The organism is Collinsella aerofaciens, assembly GCF_001404695.1.
Lineage (GTDB): Bacteria > Actinomycetota > Coriobacteriia > Coriobacteriales > Coriobacteriaceae > Collinsella > Collinsella aerofaciens_E.
The window spans coordinates 12,890-33,130 of sequence record NZ_CZAQ01000001.1; the positions used below are offsets into that span (position 1 = coordinate 12,890).

Below are 20,241 nucleotides of genomic sequence, written 5' to 3' on the forward strand. Positions count from 1 at the left end.
GTGGTCTAGTGGGAGGCCTTGTCGTCGAGCGCGCGCTTGATGCGGTCGCCCTCGGCAAGGAGATTCTCCAGATAGCGCTGGTCGCGGTCCTTAAGGGCGCGGCTGTATGCGCCAAGCGATTCGATCAGATGGTCGATCTCGAAGGCGAGCGCATCGGCGTCGTCGATCATGAGCTCGGACCACATCTGCGGATTGAGGTGCGCCACGCGGGTGAGGTCGCGGTAGCTACCGGCCGAAAAGCCGTGGTGGACCTGAGCGGTTGGGCTCTTAACGTAGGCGTTGGAGACGACGTGCGCGAGCTGGCTCGTAAAGGCGATGACGCGGTCGTGCTCGGCGGCGCTCGTTACGCTGAACTTGCCAAAGCCCAGGGGACGTACCATCTCGCGCACCTGGCCCAAAAGCTCCAGCTTAAGTGCGTCGTCCACTGCGGGCGGTACAAGCACGAGTGGTGCGCCCTGGAACAGGTCGGCGCGGGAATGCGCGTAGCCCGAGAACTGCGTGCCCGCCATGGGGTGCGCGCCCACAAAGTAAAAACCGTGCTCGCGGGCAAGCTCAAAGGCGCGCTCGCACACGATACCCTTGACGCCAACGGTGTCGATCACCACGGGGCCCATGATGGCCTCGGTGTCGGTGGCGTCGGCGAGTGCCCGGGCGTGCGCCTCGAGCCATTCGATGCAGGCCTCGGGGTAGCATGCCAGGACGATGATGTCGCACTCGCCGAGCGTCTCGTCGTTGAGCTCGCCGGCAACGGTGCCCATGCTGGCGGCCGTCATCACGTCGTCATCGGGGTCCCAGGCCAGCACGCGGACGCCCGCCTGCGCATAGCCGCGGGCAAAGCTGCCACCGATGAGACCCAGGCCCACGATGCCGGCGCACTTGGGGCCACCCTGGTTAACGCGTGCGTTTCTCACCGTACCCATGGGCTACTCCTGAACGGTCTCTTGGCAGACGACCTCGCGGATGGCGCGGATACGGCGCATGGTGTCGTCGAACTGGTCGGGCGTGAGGGCCTGAGCGCCGTCGGACCAAGCGTGGCTCGGGTCGTCGTGGACCTCGATCTCCAGACCGTTGGCGCCGCAGGCGGTCGCGGCGAGCGCCATGGGCTCAACATAGCGGGTGTAACCGGTGGCGTGGCTGGGGTCGGCGACGACGGGCAGGTGCGACAGGTGGTGCAGCACCGGCACGGCGTTGAGGTCGAAGGTGTTGCGGGTGCGGGTCTCGAAGGTGCGGATGCCGCGCTCGCACAGGATGACGTTGTCGTTGCCCTCGCTCATGATGTACTCGGCTGCCATAAGCAGCTCGTCGACGGTGCCGGACATGCCGCGCTTGAGCAGGATCGGAGTCTGCGTCTTGCCGACCTCCTTGAGCAGGGGGAAGTTCTGAGCGTTGCGGGCGCCGATCTGCATGACGTCGATCTTCTTGTCCAGGAAGACCTGCACGTCGCGCGGGTCCATGATCTCGGTGACGATCGGCATGTCGAGCTCGGCAGACGCCTCGCACAGCAGGTCGAGGCCGGCGGGGCCCATGCCCTGGTAGGCGTAGGGGGAGGTGCGGGGCTTGTAGGCACCGCCGCGCAGCATCGTGGCGCCGGCGGCCTTTACGCGGCGGGCGATGCGGATGAGGTTCTCGCCCTCGACGGAGCACGGGCCGGCGATGACCTGGAACTGGTCGCCGCCGATCTTGACGCCGTGGCCGCAGTCGATGACGGAGTCCTCGGGGTGGAACTTGCGGTTGGCACGCTTAAAAGGCTCGGAGACGCGCTGCACGCGCTCGACGACATTCATGGACTCGAGCAGGAACGGGTCGATCTTGGTCGTATCGCCCACCAGGCCGATGATCGTCTCATTCTCGCCGCGCGAGACATCGGTCTTCAGACCCTTTTTCTCAATCCAGCTGACGATATGGCTGACGGCCTCGTCGCTGGCGCTCTGCTTTAAAATTGCAATCATGGTGTGCCTCTCACCTCGATGGATAACTTTTGCAAAAACGGCCCGCATCGCGAGCCGTGTATATATGGTGCATGAGAGTTTATACTATCTGACTCGCTTTTGCCTTCTAAAGCGGGCCGTTGCGCCGCGTCTCCCACGTAATTGCAAAGCTTTTTCTTTTATTTTGATAGCCCGTGGTGCACTTGGGTATAATGCCAAATGTTGGCCCTATTAGCTCAGGGGATTAGAGCGTCTGCCTCCGGAGCAGAAGGCCGTTGGTTCGAATCCAACATGGGGCACCATCGAACGTAAGACCGTCCGAACCTCGCATGGTCCGGGCGGTTTTTCTTATACCGACGCGACGTGATGGGACGTGGTATGGCAGCAACGGATATCGAGCGCGGACTCTCGACCGTCGAGGTCGAGGAGCGCATCGCCGCCGGTAAAATCAACCGCAACATGGAGCTCAAGACCAAGTCGGTCAAAGAGCTCATCATCGAGAACCTCTGCACGCTGTTCAATTTGATCAACGTGATCTTGGCGTTCTTGGTCATTTTGACCGGTTCGTTTAAGAATCTGACGTTCCTGTTCGTGGTGTTCCTCAATACCGCTATTGGCGTCATTCAGTCCATGCGTTCCAAGAAGATGGTCGATAAGCTCACACTGCTGACCTCCAAGAAGGCCATCGCGGTGCGCGACGGTGCCGAGGTGGAGCTCGACTTGGACCAGATCGTACTCGACGACATCATCCGCCTGGGGCGCGGCGATCAGATTCCCGCTGACGCCGTGGTGGTTTCGGGCGAGGCGCTCGTGAACGAGAGCTTGCTGACGGGCGAGAGCGACCTAATTAAGAAACAGCCCGGTTCCGAGCTCATGAGCGGCAGCTTTATCGACTCGGGCCTGCTGCGCGCCCGCGTGATCCATGTCGGCGCCGACAACTACGTTGCCAAAATTAATAACGAGGCCAAGTACGTCAAAAAGGTCAATTCCGAGATCATGAACGCGCTTAACGCCATCGTGCGCTTTGCGAGCATCATCATGATTCCGCTTGGCCTGGCTCTGTTCGCCTCGAGTGTAAGTGGGCTGTGGGATGCCGCGGGAACCCCGGGCGATAGCGCGCTTTCGTGGTGCTTCTCCGAGCTGTTGGCTGGTCATGTGCCTTCGTCGGCGCTGCTGTCCACGGTGGGTGCCCTGCTGGGCATGATCCCGCAAGGCCTGGTGCTGCTGACCTCGTCGGTGCTCGCCATCGCCACGGTGCGCCTGGCCCGCCGCAAGGTGCTGGCGCAGCAGCTCTACTGCATCGAGACGCTCGCGCGCGTCGACGTGCTGTGCCTGGACAAGACGGGCACCATCACGTCGGGTCGTATGGAGGTCGAGGGTACCTATCCGCTGCCGGTCGAGGGTATGGGTGCGGGGGAGGGCGACGCCGCCGTTCCCGTCGATACCACGGTGCTCGATTTTGCGCTGGCTAACGTCGCACGTGCGACCTCGGCCGATGCCAACGAGACCTGTCAGGCGCTGCTCAACTATTACGCCGACCGTCCGGTCGAGGTGTCCGAGCCACTGTCGGTCATTCCGTTCTCGTCTTCCAAAAAGTGGAGCGGCGCGTCGTTTGCACAGGGCTCATATGTGATGGGTGCGGCGCAGTTTGTGCTCTCTGATCGTGCGTTTTCCCAGGTCGAGAACCGTGTCGCCGAGCTTGCCGATACCTGCCGCGTGCTCGTGGTGGCGCTCGTGGACGGCTTTACGCCCGATGGCGATATGGTGGGCGAGGCCGAGCCCGTGGGCTTTGTGACCATCCGCGACGAGATTCGTACCTCGGCGGCCGAGACCATCGGCTACTTTAACGAGCAGGGCGTGACCCTCAACGTGATCAGTGGCGACGACCCGCGTACGGTGTCGTCGATCGCGCGCGTGGTGGGCGTGCCGGGGGCGGACGCTTATGTGGACGCCACGACGCTCGATACGCCGGCCAAGCTCGATGCCGCAGTGGACCGCTACCATGTCTTTGGTCGTGTGACCCCGCAGCAGAAGCGCGAGCTCGTGCAGGCACTCAAGCGCCGCGAGCACACCGTGGCCATGACGGGCGACGGCGTCAATGACGTGCTGGCGCTCAAGGAGGCCGACTGCTCCGTCGCCATGGCGGCCGGCTCCGATGCCGCGCGTAACGTGGCCGAGATCGTACTTGTCGACAACGACTTTGCCTCGATGCCCGCCGTGGTGGCCGAGGGCCGTCGCTCCATCAACAACCTGCAGCGTTCGGCTTCGCTGTTCTTGACCAAGACGCTGTTCTCGATGGGCCTGGCGGCGCTGTGCATCGCGCTGCCGCCGTACCCTTTCGAGCCGATTCAGATGACGCTCATCAACTTCTTCTGCATTGGCGCGCCGGGCTTTGTCTTGGGCCTGGAGCCCAACAATGCTCGCGTGAAGGGGTCGTTCCTGACGAACGTGCTCAAGCGGGCACTGCCGGCGTCGATTGCGGTCATTTTGGCCGCGGCGCTCGATATCTTTGTGGCGCGCGTGTTTGGCTTTAACCAGCTCACGCTGTCTACGATGTGCCTGCTTACGTCGTGCGCGGCGAGCGTCAGCCTGATCTGGCGCATCTCGCAGCCTCTCACGCCCTTGCGCGTGGTGCTCTTTGTGTTTGTAGTCGCTGGCATCTTGGCGGGCGTTATCGGATTCCCGGAGCTGCTGTCTATTGCCAACCTGTCGATGGGCCAGATGGTTATCTTGGCTGTCATCGTGGCCTTTACCTGCTCGGTGTTCTTTAAGCTCGCCACGATGATGGATTCGCTTAAGCCGCGTCGTTGTCATGCCGCAACTGGTTTTGGTCGCGGTGTGCGCGTCCGCCTGGGTCGCGGTGGCGGCAAGGTGAGCTCGACGGGTTCGACGGCGGAGCGTTTTGCCAAGCGCGTCGCCGCCGACATGGCGCAGCGCCGCGAATCTCGCACCGTTCGTGAGGCCGAGGCCCGCGCACTCGAGGGCGTGGCCCAGGCCCAGCCCAAGAAAAAGAAGGGTACCGGAGCCAAGCGCTCTCGCGTAACCAAGTCCGCCCAAGGCATCAAAGTCTCGATGCCGAGCAAAAAGAAGAAGTAACTACGCGCCTTGGCGATGTTGAATTGGTGCCTTGCTCCTGTGGGGCCGTGGCGATGTTATGCTCTAACCTCGATTGTTTGAATTGCTTCGAAAAGAGGATGCCGTGATCTGCCCGCATTGCCTTAAGACTATCGAGGACGGCGCCTCGTTCTGCCCCTACTGCAACGCCTATGTGGGTCCGGGCGATGGTCCCGAGCACACTGAGTTCGTGTTCTGTGAGGGCTGCGGTGCCCGTCTTTCTCCGCATGATCGTACGTGCCCCAAATGCGGACGCCCCGCTCCGGGTATCCTCTCCGAGGACGCGGCAGCATCCGACCTGGCAGCGGGCCGCACGGCGGGCTTTCCGCGCCTAACGCAAGAGCAGATCGATACCGAGGTGCCGCATGCGCCGGCCTCTGCCGCTGCGGTGCTTTCGGACGCCGCCGACCCCAATGAGACCTGCGTGCTGCCAGCTTTCGATAAGGATTTCGGTATCCCCAAGGTCGATATTCCCACGCCCGTTTCCCTGCATGACGATGCTCAAAAACCCAAGCGCAAGGTGCACCCCGACGAGGACGCCTATCACAAGCATAAGCGTCATATCCCCAAGCCGCTCGTCGTCATCGCGGTCCTTGCCGTCGTTTGCGGCGGTGCCTATTGGTTCGTGACGACCGATCCCATGGGTGTCATGCCCGGCTTTTACGACCAGTTTGGCCAAGCTGCACAGACCACCTTCCCCACGCGCCAAAAGGGCGAGGCCACTGAGGACGATACCAAGCAGGACGATTCTGCCGAGGTGGTCCAGGAAGAAACCGTGCTCACCGATGATCAGCTCTATACCAGGCTCGACGGTCTGTATCAGACCATCGTGTCCTACGCTGACGAGGACCAGATCGGCGAGGTCATCGATTCCTTTAACAACGGTTATCTCCGAACGCCGCTGTCCACCCGTCAGGAGCTGTCGCAGAGTGCCTACGCCCTGCGCGACCAGATCAAAAAGACGCAAGATGAGCTCAACAACCTGAAAGTACAGGACGATACGGTCTATGCGGATGACATCGCCCACTTAAAGCAGCTTGCCGAGTGGATGTATGAGCGCGTCGACGTGATCTGCCAGAGCTGGGATATCTCGCTGGCCATTCCCGATAGCGAGTCGATGAGTTCCCACCAAAGCGAGATCCTGGCGCCCATCGCGCAGGGCGGCAACAGCGCGCTGAACCAGTACGACGCCAATGTGGGTTCCTGGAAGCCGCAGCAGCGTTCCTAAAATTAGTTCGCCATAGTCGGCATAACCTACGTGCGCAATTGATGTAAGCCCGTGCTTATTGCTACAATTCGTACAAATATGCTTTAAACGCACGAGGAAGGAACCACATGTTTGGTTTTAAGAAAGAGCTCTACACGCCCGAGTATCAGCTTGTCGGCGACGAGTGCGCCGTAATCGAGACGTCGAAGGGTACCATCAAGGTCAAGTTTGACGGCGAGGGCGCTCCCATTCATGTCGCGAACTTCTGCGAGCTTTCCACGATGGGTTTCTATGATGGCCTTAAGTTCCATCGCTATGTGCCCGGCTTTGTTATCCAGGGCGGCGACCCCAATACCCGCGACATGTCCGGCGCCGACGTCGCCGCCGGTCTTGAGGGCCCCGACGGCATGCCCGGTACCGGTGGCCCCGGCTACTGCATCAAGGGCGAGTTCGCCACCAATCCGCGCAACAGCCATGTCGATGGCGCCCTTGCCATGGCACGCTCCATGGACCCCGATTCCGCGGGTTCGCAGTTCTACTTCTGCCTGGGTGCCCAGCATAACCTCGATTCCGGTTACACCGTCTTTGGTACCACGGTCGAGGGTCTCGATGTGATTTCGCAACTGCGTGCCGGCGACGAGATCGTCCATGTCGAGATCGTTCACGAGTAAAGGGGACTTCCTTGAATAGCCAGCTGATCCAACAGGGCCGCGCCGCTTACCGCGCGGGTGATTTTTCCGCTGCAGCTCAGATGCTTGGGGCGGCAAAAACTCCCGATGAGATTATGGGCGAGGCCGATCACCTTCGTGGCAACGCCTTGATGCACCTGGGCATGTATGCCGAGGCCGCCGAGGCCTATGCCGCCGCCCTCAACGACGGCACCTACGGCAAGCGCGGCGCGCTGCTCACCAACCGCGGCAAGGCGCTCGCCGCCGTGGGCGACTACACGACGGCCGCTCAGGCGTTCTCTGCTGCTACGCAGGATGCTTCCTATGCCACGCCGTTCAAGGCCTATCTGGGCTTGGGCAATGCGCTGTTTCAGTCGGGCGACTATGCCAACGCGGGAACCGCCTTCCGTCAGGCTGCCATCGACGGTGCCAATCCGGCTCCTGCCGCCGCACTCGGCGAGCTCGGTCGTTGCTTCATTAAGCTCGGCCGTCCGGCGGATGCCGTGGAGACCTACCGCACGGCTATCGACTTTGCCGGCCCCCGCGACGACACGCGTGCGCTCAACGCCGGCATGGGTCAGGCCCTTTCTGCCGCCGGCCGTCCCTCCGACGCACTCGACGCCTTTAACGCCGCTACTGCCGATGGCATCCACCAGCTCACCTCCGAGCAGGCCGATGAGCTTGCCCGCGTGCAGGATTCGCTTGCTGCGCTGTCTGCCCAGACGGCTATGGCCACGGCTCCGGCGCCCGCGATGGACGCTCCTGCCGTCGATCCGCTCGATCCTACGGGTGCGACCGGTCAGTTTATGCCCGATCCCTCGGACACCGGCTTCTTTACGCTGTCCGAGTCCGAGATGGTCCAGCAGGACCGTCAGGATCGTAAGCAGGCCAAGGTCCGTCGTCGCCATCGCCACACGGGCCTCAAAGTCTTCATCGTGCTGCTTCTGCTCATTTTGATCGCCGCGGGCGGTCTGGGCTTTGCCTACACGCGCGGCTTTGGCTTCCCGTCTCAGGAGTCTGTCGTTACCGATCTGTTCCAGGCTGCCGGCGACGGTGACACCGCAAAGGCCGAGTCTTGCCTGGCCTCGAGCCTGTCCGAGGACGCTAAGTCGATGATCATCTCCTCGATTCCGCAGGGTGCCACCGTGTCCGTCGAGGGCATGGATCAGTCCATGACCGAGACGACCGCCAAGGTGAAGGCATCGCTGTCCAAGGGCGGCGAGCAGGAGTACACCGTCAAATTCGTGCGCTCCGATAACCATATCGGCTGGGCCGTTTCTTCGCTCGATATGGATTTCTCGGCTGCTGACAACCAGTAGTGACCTTATGGGATTTAGCTTTGCCCGGCGCTTCACCGCAAGTGAGGTGTCGGGCTTGCGCTAGTATGATGAGCTAGTAGTTTTCCAGCAATCATCCAACACATCAGGAGTTGCGTTGTTTTCTTTGATGGATATGTTCTTCGGTAGCTATGCGGGCGATCTTGCCATCGACCTCGGCACCGCAAATACGCTTGTCTCCGTGCGCGGGAAGGGCATCGTCATTCGCGAGCCCTCTGTAGTCGCCATCGACAAGAACGACGAGCGCATCCTGGCGGTCGGTATCGAGGCAAAGCGCATGCTCGGCCGTACGCCCGGCAACATCGTGGCCGTTCGTCCCCTGAAGGACGGCGTCATCGCCGACTTCGATGTTACCGAGGCCATGCTTCGCTACTTTATCGACAAGGCGTCCGAGAAGCGCTATCCGTGGACTCCGCGTCCGCGTGTTGTCGTCTGCGTTCCCTCCGGCGTCACGTCGGTCGAGAAGCGCGCTGTCTTTGAGGCCACGATCCAGGCCGGTGCCCGCCAGGCCTATCTGATCGAAGAGCCCATGGCTGCCGCTATCGGCGCCGACCTGCCCGTCGAGGAGCCCACCGGCTCCATGGTCATCGACATCGGTGGCGGTACCACCGAGGTTGCCGTTATCGCTATGGGCGGTATCGTCGTCTCGCAGTCCATCCGTATTGCCGGCGATGAGTTCGACCAGGCTATCCTCACGCACGTTCGCGATGCCTACAACCTTGCCATCGGCGAGCGTACGGCAGAGGACATCAAGATTAAGGTCGGCTCCGCCGTGCCGCTCAAGGACGAGCTCGACGTCGAGGTCAACGGCCGCGACGTGATCACCGGTCTGCCCAAGACCGTGCGCATCGAGAGCGAGGAGATTCGTCGCGCACTCAACAAGCCGCTCGACGAGATGGCCAAGGCCGTCAAGGACGCGCTCGACGCTACGCCTCCCGATCTTGCCTCGGACCTTATGTACTATGGCATTTTGCTGACTGGAGGCGGCGCGCTGCTGCGCGGTCTCGACGTGCGCCTGCGCGATGAGACCGGCGTTTCGGTCAACGTCAGCCCCACGGCGCTCGATAACGTTGTTAACGGCTGTGCCCGCGTGCTCGAGGCCAATGCGTTTGATGGCGGCTTCGTCCAGACCAATGCTTAATTTCCAAAAGGTGGATTCCATTTGGCACGATCTTCGGGTTTCTCTACAAATCTGAATACCAAGCGACAATCAACGGGTATGCGCCCGTTGATTGTTTTCAGCCTGATTTCGGTGTTGCTGCTCACGTTTTATATCCGTGAGGGCGAGGCCGGGCCGATTCATGCCGTGCGCTCGGGCGTGACGACGATTACCTCGCCGGTGCGCTTTGTGGGCTCGGCTGTGGCGGCTCCCTTCAATGCGATCGGCAATGTGTTCTCTAACCTTACGGCGTCGCAGGACACGCTTGACGAGCTTAAGAAGCAAAACGAGGAACTGACCTCTAAGGTTGCCGAGCTCTCCGAGGCTCAAAAGACCGCCGAGCGTCTGGAGGGGCTGGTCGGCCTCCAGTCGACCTACAACCTCAAATCAACCGCAGCTCGTATCGTCGGCGCTTCGGGCGATGCCTGGACCTCGACCGTCACCATCGACAAGGGTTCTGCCGACGGGCTTACCATCAACATGCCTGTGACGAGTTCTGCCGGTGTCATAGGCCAGATTATCGAGGTCTCGGCCAAGACGTCCACCGTGCGTCTGATTGGCGATGAGAGCTCGGGCGTGTCCGCCATGGTGCAGGACACGCGCGCCCAGGGCATGCTGCAGGGTCAGGCTGACGGTACGCTGCGTCTTGAGTATGTGAGCGTCGATTCCGACGTTAAGGTTGGCGACATCATCGTGACCTCGGGTATTGGCGGTGTGTTCCCCAAGGGTCTACCGCTCGGCACCGTCTCATCGGTTGAGAAATCGGCTAACGACGTGTACTACACCATTGTGGTGCGCGCCCAGACGACGGCCGAGAATAACGAGGAAGTGCTGGTCATTACCTCGCTGACCGACGAACAGTCGGCCTCGGATGAGGACGTGAACACGGCCAACAGCACGCCGCAGGGAACGTCGCGCGATGCTGCGACCAAGACGAAGGACGAGAGCCCGGATGACGGTTCCGACACGTCCGAGACGACCGATTCCGGCTCGAGCGAATAGGGGGCATGTCCATGGATCTACACGAGCAGGGGATGAGCTCCCGCACGTTTGTAATCGCCGCCATCGTGTGCGTGCTGCTGCAGGCAGGCCTGGCACCGCAGATCTCCATTGCGGGCGGTCGCGTCAACTTTATGATTATCCTGGTGTGCCTAAGCGTGTTCTCGGGCGACCCGACCCGTGCCGTCGTATGCGGTTTTTGCAGCGGCTTGTTCTATGACCTTTCCGCTGCCGTGCCGGTGGGCGTTATGTCGCTCCTGCTGACCGTGGGTTCTTTTGCCCTGGTGCATAGCGCCGCCGGTCAGACGGGCGGTACCCCGAGTGCGCGCGGCATCACTGTGGGTGCCTTCGCGCTCGTTATTAATGTGATCTACAGCATCATCTTGCTGTTTATGGGTTTGGAGACGAGCTTTGTCGTGGCGATCTTCGGCCATGCGCTGCCGTCTTCGATCCTGACGGGTCTGGTTGCCATTCCGTTTTTGATGTCCGGCGTCGTGCCGCAGTCCGGTTATGGATTCTCGGCACGTGGCGGACGCCAGACGGGCATGCGCTTTAAGCCCAAGACCCGTAAGCTCAAATAGGGGAGGCCTGTAGATGTCTTCCCAGATGACGGTTATTATCGCCGGTATCGTGCTGGTTGTGGCCATCGTGGTCGCGCTGGTCATCATGCGTCGCGGCGATTCCCGTTTTACCTACGATACGCAGCATGGAACGGCCCCGCGCGCCACCGAGGGCGAGGGCAATACCGCGGCGACCGCCTTTAAGGGCCGCTTCTCCATCCTCACCACGGGTGTGGGCGCGATGTTCGCGGCGCTTGCCGTCAAGCTGTGGGGTATGCAGATGGTCTCGTCGGACTATTACGAAAAGCAGGCTAATAGCAATCAGACGCGCACCGTTACCACACCCGCTGTGCGCGGCCGCATCCTCGACCGCAATGGCGTGGCGCTTGTCCAGAACCGTCCCTCACTTGCTGTCGTGGCCTACCGCGACCTTGCCGAGGATGAGGTTCTGGTTCGCCATCTTGCCAACGTGCTCGGTATGCCCTACGTGGCGGTTCTGCGCAATATTCAGGACAATTCCGAGGGCGCCCAGAGCCTGCATACCATCGCGACGGACGTCCGTCGCTCTACGGTTGCCTATATTCAGGAGCACGCCGGCGAGTTTCCGGGCGTCAAGATTGCCGAGCGTACCGAGCGTCAGTACCCGTACGGCGAGACGGCCTGTCACATTTTGGGCTATACCGGCACCATTACCTCCGAGCAGCTCGAGGCCCAGAATAAGAAAACCTCTGGCGATGATGATGCTTCTGCTGGCCGGATTACGTACCAGTCGGGCGATATCGTGGGCCAGGCGGGTGTTGAGAGCTACTACGAAAACCTGCTGCAGGGTATTCGTGGCGAGCAGACCGTCAAGGTCGATGCCTCGGGCAATGTGACCGGTCAGGCCGGCGCCGTGCCCGCCAAGGCCGGCTCCGACATTAAGCTCACGCTCGACCTTAAGATCCAACAGGCCTGTGAGACGGCGCTGGCGAGCGCCATCGAGCTTGCCAAGACCACTGGCTACAGCAATGCCGGCAACGGCGCTGTGGTGTGTCTCGATCCCAACAATGGCGAGATCCTGGGTATGGCGAGCGAGCCCAAGTTCGATCCGTCCGTCTTTATCGGCGGCGTCTCAAATGACGTGTGGACCGAGCTCAATGACGACAAGGGTTCGCACCCGCTGCTCAACCGCGCCATTAGCGGACAGTACATGTCGGCCTCGACCATCAAGCCGCTCTCGGCACTGGCTGGTCTTGAGTTTGGAACTTACACTTCAACGCAGACAACCAACTGCACGGGCTATTGGACGGGCTTGGGCAAGGCGTGGGGCAAGCGCTGCTGGCTGACGTCTGGCCACGGCACCATGACGCTGCAGTCGGGTATCGCCAACTCGTGCGACCCCGTCTTCTACGACATGGGCAAGGCGTTCTTTTATGACGAGCAACATTCCGAGGGCCTGCAGGAGGTCTTTCGTCGCTGGGGCCTAGGCAAGACCTGCGGTATCGATCTGCCGAGTGAGGGCGCGGGCCGTATTCCCGATGCCGAGTGGAAGGAGTCGTACTTCACCGACGCCTCTGCCGAGGACCGCAAGTGGAATGCCGGCGATATGACCAACATTGCCATCGGCCAGGGCGACATCCTGGTGACGCCCCTGCAGATGGCGTGCGCCTACATGGGCCTTGCCAACGGCGGCAAACAGTACGTGCCTCACGTGTTTTTGTCTGCCGTGTCGCGCGATGGCGACGGCGATGCCTATAAGTACAACGGCAAGGGCAAGAAGAAGCGCCTGGAGGCCAAGATCAACAGCGATTCGGATTTGACTCTTGTTCGCAACGGCATGCACGACGTGATTTACACGGCATCGACGTCCCTGGCGGCTCACTTTGGCACCCTGACGCCGCAGGTATACGGCAAGTCGGGCACGGGCGAGAAAAGCGGCGAGGACGAATACGCGTGGTTCTGCGCCTATGCACCGGCCGATGATCCCAAGTATGTCATCGCTACTGTCCTGGAGCAGGGCGGCGGTGGCTCAGATACCGCGATGCATGTCGTGCGCGACGTGCTCGGCGTGATTTATGACGAGCCCGATACCTCTTCGGCCTCGGGCGATTCTTCGGTTCGATAGGAGGTTGCGATGGATTTTTCTCCGGCGGATCTGTTCCGTTCAACCAAGACCGGCTCTCGCAGCAGCCTGGACCGCGTCAACAAGCAACTTTCGGCCTCGCGCGGCACGTTTCGCCAAAAGGTGCATATCGGAGTTCTGCTTGCCACCGTGGCACTTGTTGCCTACGGCGCCATCATCATCTGGTCGGCTTCGCAGTTTAAGGCCGATGCCTCGTTCTCACGTCATCTGCTGGGAATTGGCATCGGGGCGGTGCTGGCGGTGCTGGTCTGGCGTACCGACCTGCGCGGTATTTCCAATTTCTCGACGGCGTTGCTCGTCATCGACCTGATCGTTATCTTCTCGCCCAAGATTCCGGGTCTGTCCTATACGGGCGGTCTGGGCATGACGGGCTGGATCAAGATTCCCGGTATCGGTTTGACATTCCAGCCGGTTGAGCTTGCCAAGCTCATCACCATCTTTTTTATTGCCACGCTTGGCTCGCAGTATAACGGTCGCATCGATACCGTTCGCGACTACGTCAAGCTCTGCGGCATGCTGTCCATTCCGTTTTTGGCCGTTGTCGCCATGGGCGACCTGGGCTCGGGCCTGGTCGTGCTGGTTTCGGGCGCCATCGTCATTTGTATGAGCGGTGCACGCCGCGAATGGGTGCTGTCGACCCTGGCCCTGCTCGTGGGCCTGGTGGCCCTCGTCCTGGCGCTCGATTCGGTTTTTGATTCGTTGCTCGGCCACGATGTGCTCATCAAGCAGTATCAGATGAACCGCCTGACGGTCTTTATCGATCCCGATAATGCCGATTCGGACGATGCCTACAACCTGCAGCAGTCGCTTATCGCCGTTGGTTCGGGTGGCTTCTTTGGTAAGGGTTTGGGCCATGCGACGCAGTCGGCCGGCGGCTTTCTGCCTGAGTTCCACACCGACTTCGTCTTCGCCTTCCTGTCCGAGACCTTTGGCTTTTGCGGTTCCTTTTTGCTCCTGTGCCTCTACGTGCTGCTGATCTTTTCGACGATTCGCGTCGCCTTTAAGTGCGAGTCGCTGTTCTTGCGCCTATCGTGTGTGGGCATCGTTGGCATGTGGGCGTTTCAGACCTTCGAAAACATCGGCATGTGCATCGGCATGATGCCGATTACCGGTATTCCGCTACCGTTTATTAGCTTCGGTTCGTCTTCGATGATGATTCAGCTGCTGACGGTGGGTATCGTACAATCCATATGGCGGCATCGTTCGGGCGCCGCGTAACCGCTGGAGGGGTTTGCTATGAAAATTCCGGTAGATAAGCTGACCCGCGCTTTTAAGATGGGCGCGTCCGTTAAGAAGGATTCCGATACGCCGGTGCGCGTCTCGGTCTATCTGGATTCGTCCGCCTCGCGCTTTCTGGCCGAGACGGTGCGTGACGCCTTTGTGCCGCAGACGACCTCGGGCATTGTGCGCGTCGAGCGTCTGGGGGAGGAGCGAATTGCTCCAAAGACCGATACCGATGTGGTACTGGTGCTCTCGTGCGGTTCCGACCGCTTGGAGAGTGCCGTGCAGGAGCTCGTGATCGCCGGCGCGCCCGTGTGCGTGCTTGCCGAGTCTGCTGTGGAGGTGCCGTTTATCGAGGAGTCCACGCCCATGCTCGGCGTGGTAGCGGCAACCGATAAGACGTATCTGCTCGAGACGCTTGCCCGCTGGATTCTCGATCGCACCGAAAAGGAAACGGCTTTTGCGGCGAACTTTGCCTTCATGCGCATCGCGGCGGCCAATCGTATCATCACCTCGTGCGCGCTCACCAATATGGCGACCGGTGCGCTGGTGTTTTTGCCGGGCGCCGACTATCCCGTTATGGCGCTGGCGCAGGTGGGCATGCTCTTTGAGCTCGCTGCCGTCTTTGGACGCGGCATTAAGCCTGAGCGCGGCTACGAGGTCGCGGGCGTGCTTGCCGGCGGTCTTGTGATCCGCGCGGTCACCCGTGCGCTCGTCAAGCAGACGCCGCATATTGGGTTTGCCGTCAAGGCGCTCACTGCTGCCGCGGGCACTTATGGCATGGGCCGTGCGCTCGTTTCGCTCTACGAGCGTGATGTCGACTACAGCCGTGCCAACGAGGTGGTCACTGCCACGTTCTCCCGCGTTCGCGATCTGGTGACCACGGTCGCGGGTGCTACCCGTCCTATGGCGTCCTACCAAGACGCATCCGATCTCGCTGCTTAGGGGTTTTCCGTTGCGCGTTCCGTATCAAGACTGTTTTCATTTAATTGAGCCACTGCTCGCCAAGGTCGAGAAGCCGAGTCGCTATATCGATCACGAGTGGGGCACACTTTCAAAGGCCGATGCCGACTACCGTTGCTGCCTGATCTACCCGGATGTGTACGAGGTTGGTCTGCCCAACCAGGGCATCGCCATCCTCTACAACATCCTTAACCAGGCCGAGGGCATCTCCTGCGAGCGTGGCTATGTGCCGTGGCCCGATATGGGTGATGCCATGCGCGAGGCAGGCATTCCGCTGCTCTCGCTCGAGGGTGCAGCGCCGGTCGCTTCGTTTGATATCGTCGGCCTGCATGTGCCGCACGAGATGGCGGTGACGAACTTCCTCGAGGCTCTCGATCTCGCTGGCATTCCGCTGTTAGCGGCCGACCGAGGCGAAGATGACCCCATCATCATCGCCGGCGGTCCCTCGGTGTACAACCCCGAGCCGTACGCGGCCTTCTTCGATGCCATCCTCATCGGCGAGGGCGAGGAATCGCTGCTCGAGACCTGCCAGCTGCATCGCCGCCTGCGCGACGAAGGAGTCCCGCGCGCGCAGATTGTTGAGCAGCTTGCATCCATTGCCGGCAACTACGTGCCGTCGCTCTATGAGGTTCGTCACGACGAGCCCTGCTCGCCGCATGGCTACACCGTGCCGCGCGAGGGCAAGGATGCGCCGACCGTGGTCTACAAACGCGTCGTCGAGGATTTCGGCGCCACGAATCCGCTGTCGCAGTCGTGCGTGCCCTATGCGCAGCTGGTTCACGATCGCCTGTCTATCGAGATTCTGCGCGGCTGCGCCCGCGGCTGTCGTTTTTGCCAGGCCGGCATGACGTATCGCCCGGTGCGCGAGCGCTCGGCCGACCAGATCGTCTCGTCGGTGATTCAGGGTCTGGAAAAGACCGGCTATGACGAGGTGTCGCTGACCTCGCTCTCCACGACCGACCACTCCTGCATTCGCGACGTGCTCGGCAGGCTCAACCGTCGCCTGGAGGATACGGGTATTCGCGTGTCTATTCCGTCGCAGCGCTTGGATTCGTTTGGCGTGGATATGGCCGAGTCGGTCGCCGGCGAAAAGAAGGGCGGCCTGACGTTCGCGCCCGAGGCCGGTAGCCAACGCATGCGCGACATCATCAACAAGAACGTGACCGAAGAGGACTTGGATCGCGCGGCCAAAGCAGCCTTCGAGGCCGGCTGGAACCGCATGAAGCTCTACTTTATGATGGGCCTTCCCGGCGAGCGCGACGAGGACATCGTGGCCATCGCCAATCTGGCCGATCACGTGCTGGAGCTCGGTCGTTCCGTGGTGCCCAAGGCTCGTCGTGGCTCGATCTCGGTGTCCATCTCGGTTTCGGTCTTTATCCCCAAAGCTGCCACGCCGTTCCAGTGGTGCCCGCAGCTCGACTACGACGACGTCAAGCGTCGCCAGAAGCTGCTTATCACGAGCGTTCGCAACCGTGCCGTCCGCGTGCATTACCACGATGCCGAGACCTCGCTCATTGAGGCCGCGCTCTCCCGCGCCGGTCGTGACATGACGCCCGTCATCATCGATGCTTGGCGCGCTGGCTCTCGCTTTGACGCCTGGGTAGAGCATTTCTCGCTCGATAACTGGAAGGAGGCTGCTGCCAAAAACGGCATCGACCTCAATGAGCTCGTGCACCTGCCCTACGAGTTGGACTGGCGCCTGCCGTGGGAGCACGTGAGTCCCGGCTGCACGCGCGGCTTTCTCGAGCGCGAGTACCGTCGCTCGCTCGAGGGTGTCACGACTCCCGACTGCACCCGCACGTCGTGCACCGGCTGCGGAATCTGCCCCACGCTCCACGCCAAGAATGTATTGATGGGTGATCGCGCATGAGTGAGCGCCTGACCGACAACCCCACGCTCTTTAGGCTTCGTGTTCGCTATGGCAAGCGCGATCGCCTTAAGTACCTGGGCCATCTCGAAGTAATCCATACCATTGAGCGCATCGTGCGCCGTGCGGGACTTCCCTATGCCGTCACGCAGGGCTTCTCTCCGCACATGCGAGTGGGCTTCTCTTCGGCGCTACCGGTGGGTACGTCGTCGATCTGCGAGTGGTATGACCTGTTTATGACCGAGTTCGTGGCGCTCGACGAGGCGTTTGGGCGCCTGGCTGCGGCGTCTCCGGCCGATCTGGCGCCCATCGAGGCGGCGTATATCGACGTGCGCACGCCGGCGTTGACGGCGCAACTCACGCGTCTGTCGTATCGCATCGACCTGCACTTGGATCCCGAGGCGCCCGTAAGCACCGACGAGGTGCGTCGTGCGATCGACACGCTGCGCGCGGACCATGGCATCGACTACGCGCGCGGCAAAAAGAGCAAGCGCTTGGATTTGGATCACACGCTCGTGGGCTATGAGCTCACGGCGGGGGAGCGCCCGGACCATTTGGTGCTCATGCTCGATACCCATGCCGATAACGAGGGCTCCATGCGTCCGGAAATTTTGCTTTCTGCAGCTGATGTTTTGTTGCAGGGCTTGACCCCGGGCGTGGATGCACCTATTGTTTCCACCGGTATGCAAGACCTCGTGACCATCTGCTCCTACGATGTCGAGCGTCAGAATCAAGCATGCGAGGACGACGAGGGCCGACTCGTCAGCCCCATACCTGTGCGAACTTGTGGATTTGCTCCACATACTCGTTGACGGGGGTATTTTCGCCTGCTACTATATTCGGCTGTTGCACTAACTGATGCATGAAGGGCAAGTAAACATGTACGCAATCGTTAACACGGGCGGCAAGCAGTACAAGGTCGCCACCGACGATGTCATCACCGTCGAGAAGATCGAGGGCAATGAGGGCGACAAGGTCACCCTGCCGGTCATCTTCCTCAACGATGGTAAGAAGATCGTCACCGATCCCGACAAGCTGGCCAAGGCCAAGGTTACCGCTCAGATCGTTGAGCAGTTCAAGGGCGAGAAGCAGCTGGTCTTCAAGTTCCACAAGCGTAAGCGCTATCGTCGTCTGAAGGGTCACCGTCAGCAGCTCACCAAGCTGAAGATCGTGAAGGTCCAGGCTACGTCCCGCGCCAAGAAGGCTGTCAAGGCAGAGGCCGAGGCTGTTGCCGAGGCTCCCGTCGCCGAGTAGATAACACTCGTAACGAAAGAGTAGGTATACACAATGGCACACAAAAAAGGACTCGGTTCCTCCCGTAATGGCCGTGACTCCCGCGGTCAGCGCCTTGGCACGAAGCGCTATGCCGGCCAGACGGTAACCACGGGCACGATTCTCGTCCGCCAGCACGGCACTCACATCCATCCGGGTGAGAACGTTGGCCGTGGCAAGGACGATACGCTGTTCGCGCTGGTCGACGGTACCGTTGAGTTCCACAAGGGTATCAAGCACAGGGTCAGCGTACGCCCGCTCGCGAACGCGTAATTCACCCTTCATAGAGCACATATGTGGGAGGCACTTGAGTTTTAGGATTCAAGGGTCTCCCTCTTTTTGTAGGAGGCGATTCTGTTGTCACAGTTCACCGATATCAGCCGCATTAACGTGTGCGGCGGCGACGGCGGAGCCGGATGTATGTCGTTTAGGCGCGAGGCATTTGTCCCCAAGGGCGGCCCCGATGGCGGCGACGGCGGTCGTGGTGGCAATGTCGTCATCCAGGCCGATGCTCAGCTGTCTTCGTTGATCGATTACCGCTTTAAGCATCACTTCCGCGCCGAACGCGGCACGCACGGACAGGGTGCCCGTCGTAACGGTAAGAGCGGCGAGGACCTGATCCTGAAGGTTCCCATGGGCACCGTGGTGCGCGAGCTCGACCCCGAGACGCAGACCCCGATGTTCGAGATTGCCGATCTTGTGCACGACGGCGAGCGCGTTGTCGTGGCGCCCGGTGGCGCCGGCGGCCTGGGCAACACGCACTTTGTGACGTCGGTGCGCCGCGCGCCCGCGTTCGCTCAGCTGGGCGAACCGGCCGAGGAGCACTGGATTGAGCTCGAGATGAAGCTTATGGCCGATGCCGCACTCGTGGGCTTTCCCTCGGTGGGCAAGTCCTCGCTTATCGCGCGCATGAGTGCCGCCCGTCCCAAGATCGCCGACTATCCGTTTACAACGCTCGTGCCGAACCTCGGCATGGTGCGTGCCGGTGAGTATTCTTACGTCGTTGCCGACGTTCCTGGTTTGATCGAGGGCGCGAGCGAGGGCCGTGGCCTGGGCCACCAGTTCCTGCGCCACATTGAGCGTACGGCCCTGATCATGCATGTCGTCGACATGACGGGCGGTTTTGAGGATCGCGATCCGGTTGAGGATTACCACATCATCAACCGTGAGCTCGAGCAGTATGGCGCCGAGCTTTCGGAGCGTCCGCAGATCGTCGTCGCCAACAAGTGCGATGCGCCGGGCACGGCCGACAAGATTGCCGACCTTAAGCGTGCGGCACTCGACGACGGCCATATGTTCTTTGCCGTGTCCGCCGTGACGGGTGCCGGGCTCAATACGCTGATGCTTGCCGTCGGCGAGCAGGTTGCTAAGCTTCGCGCCGAGCTGGCGGTCTGTGATGAGCCGGTCGATCTGCGCGACGAGGAGTGGGAGCGCCGCCGTCTGCAGCGCGAGAAACGTTTCCGCATTGTCCAGGAAGAGCCCGGTGCCTTCCGTGTGGTCGGTCGCGCGATTGAGCGCATGGTCATCCAGACCGACTGGGAAAACGAGGAAGCCGTCATCTACCTGCAGCATAAGTTTGCGCGTATGGGTGTTGACGACGCGCTCGAGAAGGCCGGTTGCCGTGCGGGCGACGAGGTCCGCATTTGCCAGCGTGCCTTTGACTTTGAGGGCGCTGAGGACTTCTCGGAGTACGAGGAGCTCGAGGACGCTGGCGAGGACGTTGCCGTTGAGGCCATTGACGTGGCCGATGCTGCGGATGAGGGCGTCGAGGCTATCGATGCGGCGGATGCCGCGGACGATGCCGAGACCTCGGAGGGCGAGTAG

At 61.3% G+C, this 20,241-nt stretch carries 17 protein-coding genes and 1 tRNA gene; 16 read left to right on the top strand and 2 right to left on the bottom strand.

Features of this window, described 5'->3' with window-relative positions:
• Positions 1 to 5 precede the first annotated feature (5 nt).
• Positions 6 to 920: a prephenate dehydrogenase gene (locus AQ996_RS00070; protein WP_055249972.1), complete on the bottom strand. Its 915-nt coding sequence runs from the start codon at positions 918 to 920 to the stop codon at positions 6 to 8.
• A 3-nt stretch (positions 921 to 923) separates the two neighbouring features.
• Positions 924 to 1,949, bottom strand: a complete 1,026-nt coding sequence (gene aroF / locus AQ996_RS00075) for a 3-deoxy-7-phosphoheptulonate synthase (RefSeq protein WP_055249974.1) — start codon at positions 1,947 to 1,949, stop codon at positions 924 to 926.
• Between the two features lie 204 nt (positions 1,950 to 2,153).
• Here aroF and AQ996_RS00080 point away from each other — a divergent pair.
• The 16 genes from AQ996_RS00080 to obgE all read left to right on the top strand — a co-directional run bounded on the left by AQ996_RS00080 (position 2,154) and on the right by obgE (position 20,241).
• Positions 2,154 to 2,230, top strand: a tRNA-Arg gene (locus AQ996_RS00080).
• Between the two features lie 76 nt (positions 2,231 to 2,306).
• Positions 2,307 to 5,024 carry an HAD-IC family P-type ATPase gene (locus AQ996_RS00085; RefSeq protein ID WP_055249976.1) on the top strand — a complete coding sequence of 906 codons (2,718 nt, stop codon included), beginning with the start codon at positions 2,307 to 2,309 and terminating at the stop codon, positions 5,022 to 5,024.
• A 103-nt stretch (positions 5,025 to 5,127) separates the two neighbouring features.
• A complete protein-coding gene (locus AQ996_RS00090; RefSeq protein WP_055249978.1) occupies positions 5,128 to 6,270 on the top strand; it encodes a zinc ribbon domain-containing protein in 1,143 nt (380 codons plus the stop codon).
• Between the two features lie 107 nt (positions 6,271 to 6,377).
• Entirely contained in the window at positions 6,378 to 6,920 is a 543-nt protein-coding gene (locus AQ996_RS00095) for a peptidylprolyl isomerase (RefSeq protein WP_055249980.1), read from the top strand.
• Positions 6,921 to 6,931: 11 nt separating this feature from the next.
• Positions 6,932 to 8,236, top strand: a complete 1,305-nt coding sequence (locus AQ996_RS00100) for a tetratricopeptide repeat protein (RefSeq protein WP_055249982.1) — start codon at positions 6,932 to 6,934, stop codon at positions 8,234 to 8,236.
• Between the two features lie 127 nt (positions 8,237 to 8,363).
• Positions 8,364 to 9,395 carry a rod shape-determining protein gene (locus AQ996_RS00105; protein WP_006236061.1) on the top strand — a complete coding sequence of 344 codons (1,032 nt, stop codon included), beginning with the start codon at positions 8,364 to 8,366 and terminating at the stop codon, positions 9,393 to 9,395.
• Positions 9,396 to 9,473: 78 nt separating this feature from the next.
• The gene (gene mreC / locus AQ996_RS00110; protein WP_082435448.1) at positions 9,474 to 10,415 is read left to right on the top strand and encodes a rod shape-determining protein MreC; all 942 of its coding nucleotides are present in this window, start codon (positions 9,474 to 9,476) and stop codon (positions 10,413 to 10,415) included.
• Between the two features lie 11 nt (positions 10,416 to 10,426).
• The gene (locus AQ996_RS00115; protein WP_055249984.1) at positions 10,427 to 10,993 is read left to right on the top strand and encodes a rod shape-determining protein MreD; all 567 of its coding nucleotides are present in this window, start codon (positions 10,427 to 10,429) and stop codon (positions 10,991 to 10,993) included.
• Between the two features lie 13 nt (positions 10,994 to 11,006).
• Complete coding sequence (gene mrdA / locus AQ996_RS00120) at positions 11,007 to 13,076, top strand: penicillin-binding protein 2 (protein ID WP_055249986.1); 2,070 nt, start codon at positions 11,007 to 11,009, stop codon at positions 13,074 to 13,076.
• A 9-nt stretch (positions 13,077 to 13,085) separates the two neighbouring features.
• On the top strand, positions 13,086 to 14,312 hold the full coding sequence (locus AQ996_RS00125) for an FtsW/RodA/SpoVE family cell cycle protein (protein WP_055249988.1): 1,227 nt from the start codon (positions 13,086 to 13,088) through the stop codon (positions 14,310 to 14,312).
• 18 nt (positions 14,313 to 14,330) lie between these two features.
• Complete coding sequence (locus tag AQ996_RS00130) at positions 14,331 to 15,260, top strand: YcjF family protein (protein ID WP_055249990.1); 930 nt, start codon at positions 14,331 to 14,333, stop codon at positions 15,258 to 15,260.
• 10 nt (positions 15,261 to 15,270) lie between these two features.
• Positions 15,271 to 17,148, top strand: coding sequence for a TIGR03960 family B12-binding radical SAM protein (locus tag AQ996_RS00135; protein WP_055249992.1), 1,878 nt, complete (start codon positions 15,271 to 15,273; stop codon positions 17,146 to 17,148).
• Positions 17,145 to 17,957, top strand: a complete 813-nt coding sequence (locus AQ996_RS00140) for a TIGR03936 family radical SAM-associated protein (RefSeq protein WP_055249994.1) — start codon at positions 17,145 to 17,147, stop codon at positions 17,955 to 17,957. Before AQ996_RS00135 ends, AQ996_RS00140 begins: the two co-directional genes overlap by 4 nt.
• 67 nt (positions 17,958 to 18,024) lie before the next feature.
• Positions 18,025 to 18,399, top strand: coding sequence for a 50S ribosomal protein L21 (rplU, locus tag AQ996_RS00145; protein WP_035138585.1), 375 nt, complete (start codon positions 18,025 to 18,027; stop codon positions 18,397 to 18,399).
• 33 nt (positions 18,400 to 18,432) lie between these two features.
• The gene (rpmA, locus tag AQ996_RS00150; protein ID WP_006236075.1) at positions 18,433 to 18,690 is read left to right on the top strand and encodes a 50S ribosomal protein L27; all 258 of its coding nucleotides are present in this window, start codon (positions 18,433 to 18,435) and stop codon (positions 18,688 to 18,690) included.
• A gap of 84 nt (positions 18,691 to 18,774) precedes the next feature.
• A complete protein-coding gene (gene obgE / locus AQ996_RS00155; protein ID WP_172674577.1) occupies positions 18,775 to 20,241 on the top strand; it encodes a GTPase ObgE in 1,467 nt (488 codons plus the stop codon).

What these genes read in the sequence shown, in the direction of transcription:
- AQ996_RS00115 (WP_055249984.1), top strand. Translation starts at nt 10,427, where the DNA reads ATGGATCTACACGAGCAGGGGATGAGCTCCCGCACGTTTGTAATCGCC.
- AQ996_RS00130 (WP_055249990.1), top strand. Translation starts at nt 14,331, where the DNA reads ATGAAAATTCCGGTAGATAAGCTGACCCGCGCTTTTAAGATGGGCGCG.
- AQ996_RS00095 (WP_055249980.1), top strand. Translation starts at nt 6,378, where the DNA reads ATGTTTGGTTTTAAGAAAGAGCTCTACACGCCCGAGTATCAGCTTGTC.
- AQ996_RS00125 (WP_055249988.1), top strand. Translation starts at nt 13,086, where the DNA reads ATGGATTTTTCTCCGGCGGATCTGTTCCGTTCAACCAAGACCGGCTCT.
- AQ996_RS00070 (WP_055249972.1), bottom strand. Translation starts at nt 920, where the DNA reads ATGGGTACGGTGAGAAACGCACGCGTTAACCAGGGTGGCCCCAAGTGC.
- mrdA (WP_055249986.1), top strand. Translation starts at nt 11,007, where the DNA reads ATGTCTTCCCAGATGACGGTTATTATCGCCGGTATCGTGCTGGTTGTG.
- mreC (WP_082435448.1), top strand. Translation starts at nt 9,474, where the DNA reads ATGCGCCCGTTGATTGTTTTCAGCCTGATTTCGGTGTTGCTGCTCACG.
- AQ996_RS00085 (WP_055249976.1), top strand. Translation starts at nt 2,307, where the DNA reads ATGGCAGCAACGGATATCGAGCGCGGACTCTCGACCGTCGAGGTCGAG.
- rplU (WP_035138585.1), top strand. Translation starts at nt 18,025, where the DNA reads ATGTACGCAATCGTTAACACGGGCGGCAAGCAGTACAAGGTCGCCACC.
- AQ996_RS00140 (WP_055249994.1), top strand. Translation starts at nt 17,145, where the DNA reads ATGAGTGAGCGCCTGACCGACAACCCCACGCTCTTTAGGCTTCGTGTT.
- rpmA (WP_006236075.1), top strand. Translation starts at nt 18,433, where the DNA reads ATGGCACACAAAAAAGGACTCGGTTCCTCCCGTAATGGCCGTGACTCC.
- aroF (WP_055249974.1), bottom strand. Translation starts at nt 1,949, where the DNA reads ATGATTGCAATTTTAAAGCAGAGCGCCAGCGACGAGGCCGTCAGCCAT.
- AQ996_RS00105 (WP_006236061.1), top strand. Translation starts at nt 8,364, where the DNA reads ATGGATATGTTCTTCGGTAGCTATGCGGGCGATCTTGCCATCGACCTC.